The sequence below is a fragment of the Syntrophales bacterium genome, from assembly GCA_023228425.1.
Lineage (GTDB): Bacteria > Desulfobacterota > Syntrophia > Syntrophales > UBA2210 > MLS-D.
On the sequence record JALOBE010000022.1, the window covers coordinates 24055 to 42251 of the forward strand.

General features: G+C 60.2%; 14 protein-coding genes. 5 read left to right on the forward strand and 9 right to left on the reverse strand.

Annotated features, from left to right (window positions below; translation table 11 throughout):
* The first annotated feature begins 256 nt into the window (after positions 1 to 256).
* A complete protein-coding gene (ileS, locus tag M0Q23_08725) occupies positions 257 to 3067 on the forward strand; it encodes an isoleucine--tRNA ligase (GenBank protein MCK9528703.1) in 2811 nt (936 codons plus the stop codon).
* Positions 3064 to 3564, forward strand: a complete 501-nt coding sequence (gene lspA, locus M0Q23_08730; protein MCK9528704.1) for a signal peptidase II — start codon at positions 3064 to 3066, stop codon at positions 3562 to 3564. The genes ileS and lspA overlap by 4 nt, the downstream gene beginning before the upstream one ends.
* Before the next feature lie 187 nt (positions 3565 to 3751).
* On the opposite strand, the gene M0Q23_08735 is transcribed toward lspA, so the two are convergent.
* From M0Q23_08735 to M0Q23_08750, 4 genes are all read right to left on the reverse strand, one after another.
* On the reverse strand, positions 3752 to 5020 hold the full coding sequence (locus M0Q23_08735; GenBank protein ID MCK9528705.1) for a hypothetical protein: 1269 nt from the start codon (positions 5018 to 5020) through the stop codon (positions 3752 to 3754).
* Positions 5021 to 5291: 271 nt separating this feature from the next.
* Complete coding sequence (locus M0Q23_08740) at positions 5292 to 6341, reverse strand: nitronate monooxygenase (protein ID MCK9528706.1); 1050 nt, start codon at positions 6339 to 6341, stop codon at positions 5292 to 5294.
* A gap of 381 nt (positions 6342 to 6722) precedes the next feature.
* Positions 6723 to 7763 carry a squalene/phytoene synthase family protein gene (locus M0Q23_08745; protein ID MCK9528707.1) on the reverse strand — a complete coding sequence of 347 codons (1041 nt, stop codon included), beginning with the start codon at positions 7761 to 7763 and terminating at the stop codon, positions 6723 to 6725.
* A 509-nt stretch (positions 7764 to 8272) separates the two neighbouring features.
* Complete coding sequence (locus M0Q23_08750; protein ID MCK9528708.1) at positions 8273 to 8428, reverse strand: hypothetical protein; 156 nt, start codon at positions 8426 to 8428, stop codon at positions 8273 to 8275.
* Between the two features lie 32 nt (positions 8429 to 8460).
* Here M0Q23_08750 and M0Q23_08755 point away from each other — a divergent pair, with 32 nt between their 5' ends.
* Both M0Q23_08755 and M0Q23_08760 read left to right on the forward strand, forming a co-directional pair.
* The gene (locus M0Q23_08755; protein ID MCK9528709.1) at positions 8461 to 10266 is read left to right on the forward strand and encodes an ATP-binding protein; all 1806 of its coding nucleotides are present in this window, start codon (positions 8461 to 8463) and stop codon (positions 10264 to 10266) included.
* A gap of 2 nt (positions 10267 to 10268) precedes the next feature.
* On the forward strand, positions 10269 to 11636 hold the full coding sequence (locus tag M0Q23_08760) for a sigma-54 dependent transcriptional regulator (GenBank protein MCK9528710.1): 1368 nt from the start codon (positions 10269 to 10271) through the stop codon (positions 11634 to 11636).
* Between the two features lie 662 nt (positions 11637 to 12298).
* Here M0Q23_08760 and M0Q23_08765 read toward each other — a convergent pair.
* From M0Q23_08765 to M0Q23_08775, 3 genes are all read right to left on the reverse strand, one after another.
* On the reverse strand, positions 12299 to 13471 hold the full coding sequence (locus tag M0Q23_08765; protein MCK9528711.1) for a metallophosphoesterase: 1173 nt from the start codon (positions 13469 to 13471) through the stop codon (positions 12299 to 12301).
* Between the two features lie 77 nt (positions 13472 to 13548).
* Positions 13549 to 14775, reverse strand: coding sequence for an AmmeMemoRadiSam system protein B (gene amrB / locus M0Q23_08770; GenBank protein ID MCK9528712.1), 1227 nt, complete (start codon positions 14773 to 14775; stop codon positions 13549 to 13551).
* A gap of 9 nt (positions 14776 to 14784) precedes the next feature.
* Positions 14785 to 16308, reverse strand: coding sequence for a phospholipase D-like domain-containing protein (locus tag M0Q23_08775; protein MCK9528713.1), 1524 nt, complete (start codon positions 16306 to 16308; stop codon positions 14785 to 14787).
* Between the two features lie 209 nt (positions 16309 to 16517).
* Between M0Q23_08775 and M0Q23_08780 the strand changes: the two genes are divergently transcribed.
* Positions 16518 to 16739, forward strand: a complete 222-nt coding sequence (locus M0Q23_08780) for a NifU family protein (protein ID MCK9528714.1) — start codon at positions 16518 to 16520, stop codon at positions 16737 to 16739.
* 263 nt (positions 16740 to 17002) lie between these two features.
* On the opposite strand, the gene M0Q23_08785 is transcribed toward M0Q23_08780, so the two are convergent.
* Positions 17003 to 17290 carry a GIY-YIG nuclease family protein gene (locus tag M0Q23_08785; protein MCK9528715.1) on the reverse strand — a complete coding sequence of 96 codons (288 nt, stop codon included), beginning with the start codon at positions 17288 to 17290 and terminating at the stop codon, positions 17003 to 17005.
* A 347-nt stretch (positions 17291 to 17637) separates the two neighbouring features.
* Positions 17638 to 17925, reverse strand: coding sequence for a GIY-YIG nuclease family protein (locus tag M0Q23_08790; GenBank protein MCK9528716.1), 288 nt, complete (start codon positions 17923 to 17925; stop codon positions 17638 to 17640).
* Positions 17926 to 18197: the final 272 nt, after the last annotated feature.

Sequence of the window (18197 nt, forward strand, 5' to 3'; positions counted from 1 at the left end):
TGGGGGTACTCCGGTCTCTTCAGATAACCTCCGGATTCCCCCATGGGCGGGCATGGCAAAAAGGGAACGAAGGCGGCCTTGAAAAGGAGGCGAGAATGCGCCCCTCCCGGCCCACTTCATCCCCACTCATGCCCGGCTGCCCTCATCCCGCGCCCCCTTCAACTCATTCCCGACCCGGTTTTGGTATTGCCTGCCCGTCGTTGTATGTGATATACGGGCACTCTTGACGGTTTCGTAAAATGGACAGGAGGCACCCATGAACTACAAGGACACCCTGAACCTTCCCCGTACCGACTTCGCCATGAAGGCGAACCTTTCGGTCAAGGAACCGGAGATGCTGAGAGAATGGGATAAGATCGATATCTACAGGAAAATCCGCGACGCCTCTCAAGGCAGGACGCCCTACATCCTCCACGACGGTCCGCCCTACGCCAACGGCGACATTCACCTGGGCACGGCCCTCAACAAGATCATCAAGGATATCGTCATCAAATCCAGAAACATGGCCGGTTTCGACAGCGTGTACGTACCCGGCTGGGACTGTCACGGTCTCCCCATAGAGCACCAGGTCGACCAACAGCTCGGCGACGAGCGTCACACCATTCCCCAGGCGGAAAAGCGCCGCCTCTGCCGGGCCTACGCCGAACGCTACCTGGACATACAGCGCCGGCAGTTCAAACGCTTCGGCGTCTTCGGCGACTGGGACCATCCCTACGTCACCATGGACTACGATTACGAGGCCGTCACCGTGGCGGAGTTCGGCAGGCTCCTGCTGTCCGGCGACGTCTACAAGGGCAAGAAGCCCGTCTACTGGTGCAGTTCCTGCGGTACGGCCCTGGCCGAGGCCGAGGTGGAGTACATGGACCACGAAACGCCCTCTATCTACGTGAAATTTCCTTTCGTATCCGACGTGGCACAGCGCGTCCCCGAACTCGCCGGTGAACGGGTGAGCATGGTCATCTGGACCACCACCCCCTGGACCATTCCGGCCAACCTGGCCATCGCCCTCAAGGAAGACTTCGACTATGCCGCCGTCAAGGTAGGCGACGAGGTCCTGGTGTTCGCCGAGGAACTTACGGACTACTGTCTGGACGCCTTCGGCATGAGAGGCGCCGACCACGAGGTAAAGGCCGTCTTCACGGGGGCGAAGCTGGAAGGCCTCACCTGCCGTCACCCCTTCATCGACCGGGAGAGCGTGCTCATCCTGGCGCCCTTCGTCACCCTCGACGCCGGCACGGGCTGTGTCCACATCGCCCCCGGCCACGGCCAGGAGGATTATGAAATCGGCCTCCGGTACGGCCTCGACGTTTACGCCCCCGTGGACGACGACGGCCGCTTCACGGCGGAGGTGGACTTCTTCGCCGGGCAGTTCGTCTTTGACGCCAACGGCGCGGTTATCGAGAAAATGAGGGAAACCGGGACCCTCCTGGGACACCTGGACATGATCCACCAGTACCCCCACTGCTGGCGGTGCAAGAGCCCCATCATCTTCAGGTCCACGGAGCAGTGGTTCATCTCCATGGAGAAAAACGACCTTCGGCGCAAGGCCCTGGAAGCCATCGACAGCGTCACCTGGGTTCCCGCCTGGGGCCGGGACCGCATCTACGGCATGATCGAGAACCGCCCCGACTGGTGCATCTCCCGGCAGCGCACCTGGGGCGTACCCATCACCGTCTTTTACTGCCGGGGCTGCCAGGAGCACCTGTTGACACCGGAGATACTCGCCCACGTGACGTCCCTCATCGAACAACAGGGAGCCGACGTCTGGTTCGAGCGCGACGCGGCCGACCTGCTCCCCCCGGGAACGGCCTGCCCCGCCTGCGGCGGGACCTCCTTTACCAAGGAAATGAACATCCTCGATGTCTGGTTCGACTCGGGCACCAGCCACGCGGCGGTCCTGGAGAACCAGGCCCGGTGGCCCGACCTGGCCTCACCGGCCGACATGTACCTCGAGGGCAGTGACCAGCACCGCGGGTGGTTCCACTCGTCCCTCCTGGAGTCCGTGGGAACCCGGGGGAGGGCCCCCTACCGCTCGGTGCTCACCCACGGTTTCGTCGTCGACGGTGACGGAAAGAAAATGTCGAAATCACTGGGTAATTTCATTGACCCCCAGGAGATGGTGGACCACTACGGCGCGGAGATACTGCGCCTCTGGGTGGCCGCCGAAGATTATACCGTGGATATTCGGATCTCCGAGGAAATCCTGAAACGTCTCGTGGAGGCCTACCGGAGAATCCGCAACACCAGCCGCTACATCCTGGGGAACCTCTACGATTTCGACCCCGCCGTGGACGGCCTGCCCCCGGAAGAACTGGAGGAAATGGACCGCTGGGCCCTGCACCGGCTCCAGGAAGTCATCGCCCGGGTCAGAACCGCCTACGACCAGTTCCAGTTCCACATGGTCTATTACACGGTTTACAATTACTGTACCGTGGACTTAAGCTCCCTCTACCTGGACGTCCTCAAGGACCGGCTTTATACCTCACCGCCGCGGTCACGGGGCCGCCGGTCGGCCCAGACGGCCATGTACCGCGTCCTTGACGGCATCACCCGCCTCCTGGCGCCCATACTGACCTTCACGGCCGAAGAGATCTGGAAGGCCCTGCCTGCCGCCGGTGAGCGTGAGGAAAGCGTTCACATGGCCCTCTTTCCCGAGGCCGATTCCCGGTTCCTGGACCGCGACCTGGGAGAGCGGTGGAAAACGCTGATCAGCGTCCGGGGGGAACTGTCGAAGGCCATCGAGATCGCCCGCAGGGACGGGATAGTGGGCCATTCCCTGGACTCGAGCGTGCGGATCGCGGCCCCGGAGAAGCTCCGGGCCCTCCTCGAAGCCTGCCGGGAGACCCTCGAAACCGTCTGTATCGTCTCGGACATCTCCATCGTGTCCGCCGGCGGGCTCGACGACGCCTGGGAGAGCGTCGAGATCCCGGGGCTACGCGTTGCCGTCGCGAAGGCCCCCGGCGGAAAATGCGAGCGGTGCTGGCACTACAGCGAGACCGTGGGATCCGTGGCCGGCCATCCCGCGATCTGCCGGCGCTGCGAAGGGAACCTGCGGGAGACGCCATGAGGCTCATCACCCGGGGCCGCGCCGGGACAGGCGCCTACCTCGCGGCGATCCTCGTGGTTCTCGCCGACCAGGCGACCAAGTATGTCCTGGAAGCCACGGTGCCCCTCCACGAATCGATCCCCGTCATCGGGGGCTTCTTCTCCGTCACCCACGTCCGCAATCCCGGCGCCGCCTTCGGTATTCTGGCCGGGGCGCCGGAGTCGCTTCGCTTCGGCCTGCTCCTCATCGTCACCCTGGCCGTCATGGTCGTCGTCATCGTCTGCCTGGAACGGCACCGGGATGCCGGCAGGGCCCTCACCGCCGGCCTCACCCTCATCCTCGGCGGGGCGGCGGGAAACCTCATCGACCGGGTGAGCTACGGCGAGGTGATCGACTTCCTCGATTTTCACGTCGCCGCCTGGCACTGGCCCGCCTTCAACGTGGCCGACGCCGCCGTCACCATCGGCGCCCTGCTCCTCATCATCGATCTGTTTCGAAGCAGGAGACCGTCGGCCTGACAGGGGGGTCGAGACCTCCCTGCCACCCCACCCCACCTCGAAACGGCGAAACACCTGCACACCTCCCCGGACCTCGCTGCCCCGTCCCCGTCGATCCCGCCAAAAAAAACCCCGGGGAGGGAAGCCCCGGGGTTTGTGGTTTTGATTGTTGGTTCGTGCCGGTTGAACTTCTTTTAAGAGTGCTCGTTTAGAAGTCAAGCTGCAGTCTGTGCATGACCATCCAGGTATCGTCGATCTGGTTGGCAGGATTGTTTGCCTTGTACCAGTCGCCGGTCCAGAGGTAGCCGAACCCGATCCACCAGGAGAGGTTGTCGAAAATCTGGTAGCTGGCTTCCAGATCGAGCTCGGTACCGATCTCCTTATCCATGAGGGTCGCAGCTACCGGTGTCTTGTGGGCCTTGGCATAGGTCAGGGCCGCCTTGACATGGAGCTTCGGCATGGGGTTTCCGCCCACGAAGCCCTGGATCAGCCAAGCGTTCGCCATTGCGTCGGTGGTGGTATTTCCGTAGGACCCGAGATTGAAGCCCATGTCGTCGTTCCAGAGAAGCAGCGTGGGGTTGTAGTCGGAACCGGTCTGGCCTGCTTTGTTTTTACCGGGGTCGGAGCCGTCATTACCCGCTACGAAGGCGTACTGGCCGCCCACGTACCACTGGTTGATGGCGTACTTGGCGTAGAGGTACCAGGAATGGCCTCTGTAATCGACATCCTGTATGGCGGCATCGGCGAAGTCAAAACCGCCGAACTTGTAGTAGTACTGGCCTTCCAGGTAGAGATCCCCGAAGGTGAGTTTGAAGTAAGGTGAGAGGAGCTGCGTTATGTGATCATACCCACCCGGGACGAATCCCACAGCGGTTTCCCTCATGTCCCTGATGTAGTAGTAGAGGAGCCCGGCCTGGCCGTAGGGGAGCTTGTAGATACCGGCAACGGCCACCGCGTCCATATCCTCCTCGGAAGATTGTATACCCACATCATTTTCTGCAAGTTTTTCGTACAAGGCCAGCATCGTCAGGTTACCGAAGGGGGCTGTCCAGAAAACGCGGGGACGACCGTCGGCTTCCGTATCGGCGAATACCGTTCCCCAGGTACCGGCGCTCCGGTATCCAACCTCGAAAAGGCCGTACTCGGTTCTGGCGGAGAGATAGGTTCGCCTGAAATAAATGTTTTCAGCTTGATCGGCGCCGAAGGCTCCCGTTGTATTACCGTTCCAAACCCGGTCCATGGCATTGAAGCGGCCCTTGACGGCAAGTCCTTCAGCCACGTTGATGGTGAAATCCACCTGCAGCCGCTGGTCCATCCAGGCCTGGTTGGTCGAGTTCGGACTTCTCACCTCGTCATTGTACTGCCATTTGCCCTGCCACCGGTAATGACCGGTGAAATCGACCGTGGCCGCGTACACCGGGGCGGTGAAGGCCACCACCAGGCCGAGGGCGAACAATGCTACTAAAAGTTTTCTCATAATACATCCTCCAGATTAGTGTCAGATTGGTGTGGTTCAAACCCTGTTGTGTCGCCCCCGACGCACGTTTCGGGGACGCTTTGTCTGAACTGCTGAGAACTGCTTTATCCGGCTGCTTTCCCGGCCTCACCCCCCTCCCTCGAGACAGTCGGAGCACGGATCCTCAGAAGGCCCGCCCCCGCGATTTCCATCATATCTAGCATTCAGTTCTGATGAGGTCAAGTAATTTTTCACTTTTTCGCCTCTTGTATCATCCTTTAGGTTATCCTTTTCATTCCATCGTCCCGGCGAGCCGTTCCGGGATGGCGGCGGCCTGGGCAACGATGCGATCCATGAGCTCCGCCACGGTGGGAATGTCACGAATCAGTCCCTGGCACTGGCCGACCGGGAGCACCCCCTCCCGGGTGTCGCCTTCTTCCGTGGCCACCCGGATCATCTTGAAGGCGTTGGCCAGGTAGGCCATGGTGACCATGTTTTTCCAGCCCGAAGCAAGGACCCCCAGGAAGAGTTTGTAGTAAGGTAGGCCCAGCGAACGGGCGATGTCCCGGGAGTTGGTGAGCGCCGCCGGGAAGTTGGGAAGGCCCAGTATCCCCTTCCGGTAGGCCCTGAGCGCCGCCGGCGTGGTCATGGAGCGGCAGCCCAGGCCGTCGAAATGGGTCCCGTAGATGGTGTCGTTGATGGATTTTTCCATCGAGAGGTTCTTGTAGATGCTGTGCAGGGGACTCTCTCGGGTCGTCATGAAGCCCGTTCCCATGGCGATCCCCTCGGCACCCAGGGCGAGGGCGGCCATGAGCCCCCGGCCGTCGATGAAGCCCCCGGCGGCGATGATGGGGATGGACACGGCGTCGGCCACGGCGGGAATGAGGACCATGGACGTGGCGTCACCCCCGTGGGCCGCCGCCTCGTGACCCGTGACGATGAGGCCGTCGGCGCCCTGCTCCCGGGCGCTCCGGGCGTGGCGCTCGTTCACCACGGTGGCGATGACCTTACCCCCGTAGGCGTGGGCGCCCTTCGCCAGCCAGTCGCCCTTTCCCAGGGAAAAATTGATGACCGGCACCCGCTCTTCCAGGAGTACCCGGGCGTTTTCATGGGCACCGGGGAACATGAGCGTAGCATTGGCCCCGAAGGGCTTGTCCGTCAGGGAACGCACCTCCCGGATCGCCGCCCGGGTCTCGCCGGCGTTGAGGGGGCCCGTGGCGAGAATGCCCAGGCCGCCGGCGTTGGAAACGGCGGCAACCATGGAAGGAACACTGATCCAGCTCATGCCGGAAAGCACGATGGGATACCGGATGCCGAAGAGTTCAGTCACGCGGGTTTTCACGAAAATCTCCTTTCGAGTCCTGTGAATTCCGTCATTTGGGGGGCTGTCCATGACGCCGCCATTTCGAGGGGCACCCATATTCCGTCGTTCCGAGGGGTATCCGTAATACAGATTCCTCACGCGCCTTCGGCGGTTCGGAATGACGGTGATCCGCTGGTATAATGGGCTTGTTACATCCCGCCATTTGGAGGGCTGTCCATGACGCCGCATTCCGATGGGCATCCACATCCCGTCGTTCCGGGGGGCACCCATATTCCGTCATTTCGAGGAGCGAAGCGACGAGAAATCTTGCTTTTCAATCGTCGTCGCCGTGAAAGATTTCTCCCTCCGGTTCCCTCCGGTCGAAATGACGGAAGGAGGCCGGCGGAATGCCGGTTCCCTTCAGTTCTCCCGTGCCGCGCGGCGCCTGGCTCCATCGTAGAGGGACCGGATCGTTCCGTTCGACAGGACCGCGAATGAACTTCTCACTAGTATTTTTTTTACGTCCTGTCGAGTAATTTTTACGGCCTCGCCCCGAAACAGGCGGGCCTCGCTGCGGCTCACCAGCGCCAGAGTCTCCAGGGCCATGAAGAGCGGCCAGAGACAGAACAGGCGGTACCGGATGAAGCGCCGGGGAATATGAAGAACATAGATGACGGCCTCGTCGAGGTGGGCCAGGGCATCGTCCAGGAGTCTCCCGAGTACTCGTCCGTAAGCCCTGCCATTGCTTTCCAGGAGATCCCCGGCGGGGTCGATGCCCTCGTCGTCGAAATAGGAGCGGGGCACGTAACACCATCCGCGGCCGAGATCGCCCATGTAGTCCTTGGCGATGTTGGTCATCTGCAGTCCCAGGCCGAAGCCGACACTGCGGGAAACGAGGGCGTCCCGGGTGCTGTCGGGGAGTATCCATCCCTCCCCGTCCCTGAAGAACAGGTCCGTTATCAGGAGTCCCACCGTACCCGCCACGTAGTAGCAGTAGCGCTCCAGCTCTTCCCGGTCGGCAAGCGTTACCAGGCCGCCAGAGCGGCCGCGCTGGAAGGATGCCATGCCCAGGGACATTTCCCGCACCCGCTCCGATATGGTCGTCCGGGCACGGGAGGGGAGCTTCAGGAACTCCCTGAACACGCGGGGCGAGTCACGCAGAAGGTCCGTGTCGGGGCCGGTCCCGGGAACGTTCAGGGAGTGGATAAACTCCTCTATCGGGACGGGGCGGCCCGGTTCGGGGGGGAAGAGGTCCGCGAAGGCCGTCAGACCGGCGACTTTCGCCTCCGGTGGAAGAGAAGGCTCGTCCTCGATGGTATCGGCGATGCGGCAGAGCAGGTAGGCCAGAAGCATGGCCCGGTATACGTCCCCCCGGAGAACCCGGATATTGAGGGCGAAGGTCCGGGATACCCGGTCCAAGTGGCCTTCGCATACCCTGAAATCACTGTCCTCGCGTGTCATTTCCGTCACGTGCCTTTCTATGGTTCGAACAGAGATACTGTAAAGAAACTACGGGGTGAATGTCAAAAAAAAGGGAGACTCGAGGTCTCCCTGTCGTAGATGGTGTGCGTTCCCTGGAAGCCGACGCTTCCCGGTCCCCCTGACCGGCTCGTGCAACCGGCGGGGGGACAAAATATTTGTCTCAACAGTCCTTCTACGGTTTAAACCGGACCCTGGAGGTTTGTTTCCGGTTTGTTCTTGCCTTACTATTAAGCATGAACCGTGCCGGATGTGGCCGGAAAGGCTGAAGTGCATGTTATGACTGGAGTTTTCGAGGTTCCTTCCGGAATGAACGGCCCGAGGAAACCGGAAAGAATTGTCGAAGGCAACCGAGGCGTATCTTGTATTTTCCTTATAAATCAAGTCGTTAGAAGAACGCCACTCTGTGCGGCCCTATTCGACAAAATTGTCGAATGATTGAACGGGCCGGCCAGGGAATGGTACAATTTTTATAAAACCGCCCCTTTCCGTCATTTCGACCGGAGGGAGAAATCTTTCACGATGACAAGTGAAAAGCAAGATTTCTCGTCGCTTCGCTCCTCTGAAATGACGGAATATGGGCGCTCCCCGGAGTCATACCACTCCCCCTTGTAATAGATGGCGGGGTGGTATACTATTCGTTTCATCACACTATCAGGGAGATGAGAGCGGCTGCCCCATGAGCGAGAACGACGCCCCTCCGGAGGAGGAACGGGACAGGACACCCGGCCCCGACGAGGATACCAAGGCATTTTCAAGCTATATCATACCCCTCACGGTCTTCCTGGTGGTGGCGGTCTTTGTCAGTCTCATCCTGATCATGGGATTCATGGACCTGCGGCGCCTGGACGGCACCCTGGTGGAGTTCATGGAAAACCGGGGCCTGGACATTGTCGCCACCATCGAGAACGTCGCCCAGGAAGACCTGGACTTCCTGGTGCGGACCCAGGGCGGGGATCTTGGCTATTCCATCGTCGAACTCTCTGAAACCGAGTACCACATACGTCAGCGGTTCGTGAACTCTCTGATTCGGGTGGCCCAGAAGATCGAAGGACGCCAGCGTGACGGCACCCTTTCCCAAAAAGATCTCGATGAGATCGCCGCCCGCGAGAAAGTGACCCTCATCGCCGTTCTCAACTGGTGGGGCCGCGTTACCCTGCTCAGCGGAGGCACGGCGCCTGACGAGCCGCTCTATGTTCCTCTCTCCCGGAGGGGGGAACAGGAAAAGCTCATGAGGGAATTCTTCGAATCCCTGGGCCTTCCGTCGGCCATGAGCTTTGTGGCGGCCCTGCGGAGCGACGGGCAGGATCTGTACATCATCGCCCTGGACGAGGGAAAGACAAAATACTGGGCCACGAGAATTGCCGTGGAAAAAGTCGTGGGGGGCATCGGCTGGGAGCATGAACTTGCCTGGCTCGATGTGACGGACCGGGAGGGAAACATCCTGGGTGAGGCGGGGGATCTGCCGGAGGCAGGCATCACCGCGGCAAACCTGCCGCTCCTGAATGTTCCGGAAGGAAAGGACGTGGCGAGCCGGAAGCTTCAGGCCGGAGGGAGCCATTTTCTGGAAGTCGCGGCGCCGCTGCACCTGGACGGAGATGTCGTGGGCTACGCCCGCCTGGGCCTCAAGTGGAACCGCGCCCGCTCGATCCTGGCGGAAAACAGGAACCGGATGACCTTTACCACCGTCATCCTCGCCCTCATCGGTACCCTGGCCACGGTGGGGCTCTACCGGAACCAGGCAAACCAGCTCCATCGGGTCGAGGAGATGAAAAAGAGGCTTCGCCGGGCGGAGCATCTCTCGGCGCTGGGTCAGCTCGCAGCCGGCGTGGCTCACGAAATCCGCAACCCCCTCAACGCGATCAGCATAGCCACCCAGCGGCTGCAACGGGAATTTTCTCCCAGGGACGAAGACGACCGGGACGACTTCAGCCGCATATCGGGCGTCATACGGGATGAAATCCGGCGACTCAACGGGATCATAGAGGAATTCGTCACCTTTTTCAGGATCAGGCGCATGGAGCTGCATCCCCGCTCCCTTGAGGAGGTACTCCGGAAGATGCTGGCCGTCATGGAAGCAGAATTGCAGGACGGAGGCATCATTCTGCGAAGCTCCCTGGAGGGTGAGACCCTGGTTTCCATGGATGCGGACAAGCTCACCCAGGCCCTGTACAACATCGTGAAAAACGCGGCGGAGTCAATATCCGGCACGGGCACAATCTGTGTCGACGTCGAACCGCGGCCGGACAGCCGCGTCGCGGTGGTCATCGCCGACACGGGTTCGGGTCTTGCCCCCGATGAACTGGAGCAGATCTTCAACCCGGAGTACACCACCAAAGAAAAGGGGCTGGGACTGGGGCTGACGCTGGCCCATGACATCATAGACGGCCACGGAGGCGAAATACATGCCGCCAGCAACAAGGGGAGGGGCACCACCTTCGAGATCATCCTTCCCCTGTGTGAGCCGCGATCGGGAGACACATAGCAATGAAGGGACTCAACATTCTTATCACCGAAGACGAACGGACGCAACGGGAGCTGCTTCGGGATTTTCTCGCCCGGGAAGGGCACATGATCACCGAGGCCGGCACCGGCGACGAAGCCCTGAACCAGGTCCTGGACGGTCAGATCGACATGGTTCTTCTGGACTTCAAGATGCCCGGCATGAATGGTCTCGAGACGCTCCGAAAAATAAAAGGCATCAATCCTTCCATCGACATCATCATGATGACCGCCTACGGCACCGTTGAAACGGCGGTACAGGCCATGAAAGAGGGTGCCCTGGACTACATCACGAAGCCTGTTGAACTGGATGAACTGCTCCTGCTCATCGACCGCACTGCGGAGCGGCGTACGCTGATCCGGGAAAACGAGATCCTCCGGCAGAAACTCTGGAAAAAGGACATGGACGGAGGCCGGATCATCTACCGGAGTCCGAGTATGGAATCGCTCATCAACATGGCAGGCCGCGTCGCCGCGAGCCGGGCCACGGTTCTCATCCAGGGAGAAAGCGGCACAGGGAAGGAACTCTTCGCCCGTCTCATACACGGAACCAGCCCGCGGGCGGACAAGCCCATGATCGTCGTCAACTGCAGCGCCCTGCCGGAGACGCTCCTGGAAAGCGAACTCTTCGGCCACGAAAAGGGCTCCTTCACGGGAGCCACGGCACGCCGCGTCGGGCGCTTCGAAGAGGCCGACGAGGGCACGCTCTTCCTCGATGAAATCGGCGAGCTGTCGGCGCCGGTGCAGGTAAAACTGCTCCGCTTCCTCCAGGAACGGGAGTTCCAGCGCCTGGGAGGGAACCAGACGCTCAGGGCCGATGTGAGAATCATCAGCGCCACCAACCGCAATCTGGAAGAACGCATGAAGGAGGGGACCTTCCGGGACGACCTGTACTACCGGCTGAACGTGGTGGCCATGCACATTCCCCCGCTCAGGGAACGAAAAGAGGACATCGAGCTCCTGGTCAGCCATTTCATCACCCGCTTCGCACGGGAGAACGAAAAGCCCATCGAGGGCGTCAGCAGCGAGGCACAGGACCTTCTCCTCAAGTACGATTACCCGGGCAACGTGCGAGAACTGGAAAACATCATCGAACGGGCCGCCGTGATCACCCGGAGCAGGGTCATATCGCTGCGGGACCTGCCTTTCAAGGACGCCCTGCCTCACCGTCCCGGCGCCGCCGTCGGCGCCACGGGGGGCCTGATGAAGGATTCCGTGGAAACCCTTGAGTGCCAGCTTATAGAGCAGGCCCTGGAGAAAGCCGGGGGGAACCAGACACGGGCCGCCGACATCCTGGGCATCACGGAACGGACGCTACGGTACAAAATGAAGAAGTACGGCCTGAAACAATGAGGACCTGACGACAGACTCAGAACACTCCGCCGCCCCAACCTTTCGCCGCCACTACCCCTCCGTCATTCCCGCGAATGCGGGAGTCCGGAGTGAGGGCGTTGACGTTTGTCAATTCGAGAGGCTTGTTACATTCCACCATTTTGAGGAGTACCCACATCCCGTTATGTGGAAGGGTGTCCGTGGTGCCGCATTCCGAGGGGCACCCATGACACCGTCATTCAGAGGAGCATCCGTGATACAGATTCCTCACACGCCTTCGGCGGTTCGGAATGACGGTGATCCGCTGGTATGGTGGGCTTGTTACATTCCACCATTTTGAGGAGTACCCACATCCCGTTATGTGGAAGGGCGTCCGTGGTGCCGTCTTCTCGATGAGCATCCACATCCCGTTATTTTGAGGAGCACCCATACTCCGTCATTTCGAGGAGCGAAGCGACGAGAAATCTTGCTTTTCACTTGTCATCGTGAAAGATTTCTCCCTCCGGTTCCCTCCGGTCGAAATGACGTAACGGGGCGGCCTCAATGACGGATGCGGGTTTCTGTTCGTGCGATGGAACCCCCTGGATTGCCGCCTTTGCGGCAATGACCTGTCGTTCGCATTGTCCCCTGTAGAAGTGAACGTCACCGGATGCCCGCTTTTGCGGGCATGGCGCAGGAATCCTTCAGGTTCCATCCTTCGGGGATGTTCTGACAAGATCGATGACGACCACTTCCGGCGGGGAGAGGATCCGCATGGCCGGGCCCCAGGTGCCGGCACCGCGGCTGACGTAGAGCCGTCCCCCTCCGGGCAGGTGGTGATACCCCGAGGCATACCGGTAGAAGAGACTTGTCACGAGGTTGAAGGGGGCGATCTGTCCCCGGTGGGTGTGGCCCGACAGCTGGAGATCAAAGGGGCTCGGGTCGGCACCGCTCACCGTGGGCTGGTGCTTCAGGAGCAGGCGGAAGGACCCGGTGGCGGTCCCGGCAAGCAGGCCGTCTTCCGGTTCGCCCTCTCCGAAACCCCGGGGTGAACGCAGGGGTGACCGTCCCTGGCCGGCGGGATCGTCGACACCGGCGATAACCATGGCGCCGTCGAGAATCGTGACCGTTTCGTCCCGCAGCACCCGGAATCCTGCCGACTCCATGAATTCCTGTGCATGGTCTTCGCCGGCATAGAACTCATGGTTTCCCATGACGGCGTATTTTCCGCAGGGCGGTTCAACGGCCCGCAGGAGAGGAATCATCCCGGCGATGTGATCCATCTGGCCGTCCACAAGGTCGCCGGTGGCCACGAGCAGATCAGGCCCGGCTTCCCTGACCAGGTCGAGAATCCTTGAAAGCCTGCCTTCGCGGAATACCAGCCCCAGATGCACATCGGAAATCTGAACGATGCGGAACCGCTCCAGGTGATCGGGCAGTTTCGGCGTCTCGATGGTAATGTGCGTGATACCGACGTTCCGGGCCTCGTAACAGCCCCAGGCAGAGAGTCCCAGGCCGAGAACCAGGGACAGGGCCGTGGTTGTGGAAACCGCAAGCAGGCGCGAACCGCCGAACCCTGCAAGAGACAGGGGCAAACGCAGTATGTCGAAGACGATGAGCAGCGAAAGGGTGATAAAGACAAATCCCATCCAGGTATAGGCCGCGTAGGCGAACAGGAGAGCCGGACCCTCCGGTCCATGCCGTTCGACAAAACGCACCAGGATGGGTGAGACCACGAGAAAGACCGCCAGGCCCCCCATGAGGAGGCTTCCCGCGGGTCCCGGGGAAAAAAGATCGCCCAGGCGCGTGAACAGGTACAGGTGCATTCCTCCGTATACGAGGAGGAAGACCGTCAGAAAGACAATCATCATTTTCATAATCTCTCTCCGGCCGGGCGGAGAGGCGGACCTGCCGGAGTGCCTGCCGGCGCGTTCCGGCCTGTGTGTCGACACCGTCATCCGTCAGAGGCCCGCTCAAAAACCATGGCGGCGTAGGTCACGGCGCTTCCCGTGGCATCTTCGTGATATACCCGGTGATCGAGGAGCCTTCCCCTGCTTTCACGCATGAGGCGGACAAAAACCATCATCGCCGGAAATCCGCAGACGTGAAACCGGTGATCCGTCCGGCAGGCGTTGCTGAAAAGCCCTTCCGCGTCTCCTTGCTCGATGAGGGACAGGATGCGTCTGTCGTTTTCAAGGGCCTCGGGCAGGATGACCGGCGCGGGCTCGTGGTGTCCGAACTTATGCCCCAGATGCGAAAAATCGACGGCGGCAACAACCAGCGTCCCGCCGCCCCGACGGGCAATCATGCTCTCCAGCACCTGGACGGTTTCCGCGAAGCGCCGGTCTTCGAGCGCATCGCCGTCCTCGATGACGGGGTGAAGCGAGCCGCAGAGGATCGGCACGATCTGGAAAGGCCGATCGAGGTAGTGCTGAAGACAGGGGATCTGCAGCTCGATGGAATGTTCCATTTTATGGCCGAAATCATCGGAAGCAAGGGCCCCCGGCGGCAGGAGCCCCTTAAGCTCGCCGATAAAGTCAGAGTCCGGCGCGACCCTGCCGAAGGGCGTCAGGAATCCCTTGTCGCAGACCGAGTAGAGTCCGTCCTGTCCCTGGTGATTGATTCCCAGAACGACGACCCGGTCGTACCGCCGGCCCCGGAGACGGCGGTAGAGGTCAACGTAGAGGTTCCCGGCGACGGTCGTGTCGATATGAGGTGCCAGCAGGCCCGTGACGGCAGTGCCTGTGTCATCCCGGCCGAGGGCCGGAAGATCGTTTTCGAGGGCATCCAGCGTTGTCGCCAGTTCCACCGGGTCGGAGCTGTAGGCCCTTCCGGCAAAAACAGGCAGGCGGTCCTTTTCGCGTTCGAAGGTCTCCCGCAAGGCCCTCTCCGTTTCCCTGAACCCCCGGCTGTCCAGCAGGTAGTGACGGTCCAGGTGAGACAGGAGGCCGTCCACGTCATCCAGGGTGAGGGCTCCCGGAAACCCCGTCCCGGCGAGGCTTTCCAGAAGGTCCCGCCGGTCGTGGCGGCCGTCGAGCTTTTCCAGGAACCGGTACAGGGCCATGTCCAGCGCGATAGTATCGCCGGAGAGCCTCAAGGGATCGGAAAACAGGATGACCCGCCGGCCCCGGTAGACCGTGGCAACAAGCTGTATGTCTCGTCTGAGACGCGGATGCTCCATCATCATTCCTCACAGATAGGGCGACATGAGCCAGGCCAGGGAGTCCCGAAGGCGCAGCGGTAATGGTCGGCTGTCCACTTCCTGGAGCGTCACGCGCCGCGACACCCGGCACACCCGTTTCACATGATCCGCCAGTGCCGCAGCGAGCGGGCGATCATAGACTTCGACAGCCACTTCGAAATTGAGCCGCAGGCTCCGGGGATCGATGTTTGCCGATCCGATATGGATATAGTACCCGTCAACGATAAAAAGCTTCGTATGAACGAAGGGCGGTGGCTGATAATATACCTCGACGCCCCACATGAGCAGTTCCCAGAGCAGGTTTCGTGTTGCCCAGTGGACAAAGGGAAGATTGTTTTCTTCGGGGAGAATGATGCTCACCTGTATTCCCCGAAGCGACGCCGCCTGGAGGGCCGCCATGAGTCCCCGGGGCGGAATGAAATAGGGCGTCATGATCGTGATCGATTTCCGGGCCGCCGTGACGGCCGCGTTGAGAATCACCGACAGCTTGTCCAGATCGTCATTGGGACCGTCGGTAATGACACGGCAGAGCGCCATTGATTTTCTCTCCGTTGTCCCGGGAGGCCGGATGCCCTCGAATCGCCCGTTTTCCCGGGCCAGACCGTCCGGAGGGTCGCTTTCGGAAATGTACGGAGGCTTCCGCCGGTAATCCGTCCCGGATCGGTGCTGTCCCGTGACAAAGGCCCAGTCCTCGAGAAAAACAGCCTCCAGGAGGGAAGCCACAGGGCCCTCAAGCCGGAAATGCATGTCAACCACCCGCGCGGGATTCTCCAGGTTCTCCGCCAGGTGACGGTCTCCGATGTTCATGCCTCCGGCAAAGGCCGTCACGCCGTCGGCCACAAGCAGTTTTCTGTGGTTGCGAAGGTTGATGTGAAAGGTCGGCATGATCAGGCGGGGCGGAAGGAACCGTTCCGCGGCAACGCCTGCCCGGCGGAGGAGCGTCCCCGCCCGGGGCAGAGAGTACCATTCCCCGATGCCGTCGAGAATCACCCGCACATCGACACCCCGGCGGGCCGCGTCGCCCAGGGCCGCGATGAAGTGCCGTCCCGTCGTGTTTGTTTCGAAAATGTAGGTCGTCAGGTACAGGGACTCCCGAGACTCCCTGATGGCTTCGAGCATGGCTGGATAGGCCTGCTCCCCATTGTGATACAGATCGACGCTGTTTCCTCCCACCAGCGGCTGTTTCGTAACGGCGCCGGAAATGTTCACCAGTTCGGCGCAGTCCGCGGCGTTGACGGCAAAGGCCCGCACCAGTTCCTGCTCCGCTCTCCCATCATAGATTCTGTACGGTGGTTCGTCCTCCTCGGGACGGAGCTTTCTGGCCCGGGTCCGTACCCGGTTGACGCCGAAAAAGAAGTATAACAGGGGGCCTCCCAGGGGAACGAGGACGCACAGGGCGATCCAGCCCATGGAAGCCTTGGGGTCGCGCTTGGAAATGAGGGCGTGACCGGCACTGACGATGGTCAGCAGGACAATCGACAGGGAGGCAAGAAAATTGAGCAGGGATGTCAACAGGAACGCTCCTTTGCCGGATAGGCCGGTCCCGGCGTCATGGTTGTCGTACAAGGCCTGTGCCGCGGTACGGGGCAGAAACCGTCATTCCGGAAAAGCATGTTACTTCATGGGCCCGGTGTTTTCAACAAAAAGACTCCTCCGATTGACATTTGAAAAAACCTGCCTATCATAAACACCGTGCGGCAAATGCCCGCCGGAGAAAGAGCATGAAAGACAAAGTCAGGAAAAGCCTCGATGAAATACGGCCCGCCCTGAAGGCCGACGGTGGAGACGTCGAGCTTGTCGATGTCAGCGACGACGGTGTGGTCAGAGTAAAACTCACGGGCGCCTGCGCGGGCTGCCCCATGGCACAGATGACCCTGAAAAGCGGCATCGAAAAGCGCCTCAAACAGGATGTCCCCGAAATCAAGGAAGTCGTCAGGGACTGACGGCGGTCCGACGAACCCGAAACTTGTCATTTCGAAAGAGCGGCGTCCATGTTTGTCCTGTGAAAGAGTGAAGCCCTCGTATCACATTCCAGAGAAACGACGCCCACAACCGTTCTTTCGAAGAAGCCTCCCTCTGTGTCGTTTCGAAGATGGAGGGTGCGCCCCCCTACTTGCCGTTTCGAAGGAACTCCCCCACATCCCGTCATTTCGAAGGAGCGGCGCCCATAACCGTCATTTCGAAGGAGCGAAGCGACTGAGAAATCTTACAGCGTCCCACTTAAATCTTCCCATCCGGGGTTCATCCGTTCTACCAGCCTGTTTTTCTTTTCTCTTCGCCACTTCTTGATTTCTTTTTCCCTGGTAATGGCCGCAATCATATCGTCCGTCTCCTCAAAATAAACCAGCTTGTATATGTTGTATTTCGCTGTAAATCCCTTCACAAGATTGTTTCGGTGCTCGTACACTCGCCGCTCCAGGTTATTCGTCACCCCGGTATACATGACCTGGTTGTTCCAGTTGGTCAGTATGTAGACGTAGCCTGTGGTCGTCATGACAAAACCCTCCTTCTGTGGTGTGATACAGATTCCTCACGCGCCTTCGGCGGTTCGGAATGACGGCGGGGGGCAGCGGTTCGGAATGACAGGAAAGGGGGCAACCGGACAGTTCGGAATGACGGGAGTGTGGCGGTCCGGATTGAGAGGCTGTGTAATCCCGGGGGGATGCGTGATCAAGATTCCTCACGCGCCTACGGCGCTTCGGAATGACAGGAAAGGGGGCGGTCGGACGGTTCGGAATGACAGGAAGGGGAGGCGGACGGTTCGGAATGACAGGGGTTTGTCATTTCGAAGGAGGGACGCCCATAACCGTCATTTCGAAGGAGCGAAGCGACTGAGAAATCTTACAGCGTCCCACTTAAATCTTCCCACCCGGGGTTCATCCGTTCTACCAGCCTGTTTTTCTTTTCTCTTCGCCACTTCTTGATTTCTTTTTCCCTGGTAATGGCCGCAATCATATCGTCCGTCTCCTCAAAATAAACCAGCTTGTATATGTTGTATTTCGCTGTAAATCCCTTCACAAGATTGTTTCGGTGCTCGTACACTCGCCGCTCAAGATTACTCGTCACCCCGGTATACATGACCTGGTTATTCCAATTGGTCAGTATGTAGACGTAGCCTGTGGTCGTCATGACAAAACCCTCCTTCTGTGGTGTGATACAGATTCCTCACACGCCTTCGGCGGTTCGGAATGACAGGGGTTTGTCATTTCGAAGGAGGGACGCCCATAACCGTCATTTCGAAGGAGCGAAGCGACTGAGAAATCTTACAGCGTCTCACTTAAATCTTCCCACCCGGGGTTCATCCGTTCTACCAGCCTGTTTTTCTTTTCTCTTCGCCACTTCTTGATTTCTTTTTCCCTGGTAATGGCCGCAATCATATCGTCCGTCTCCTCAAAATAAAC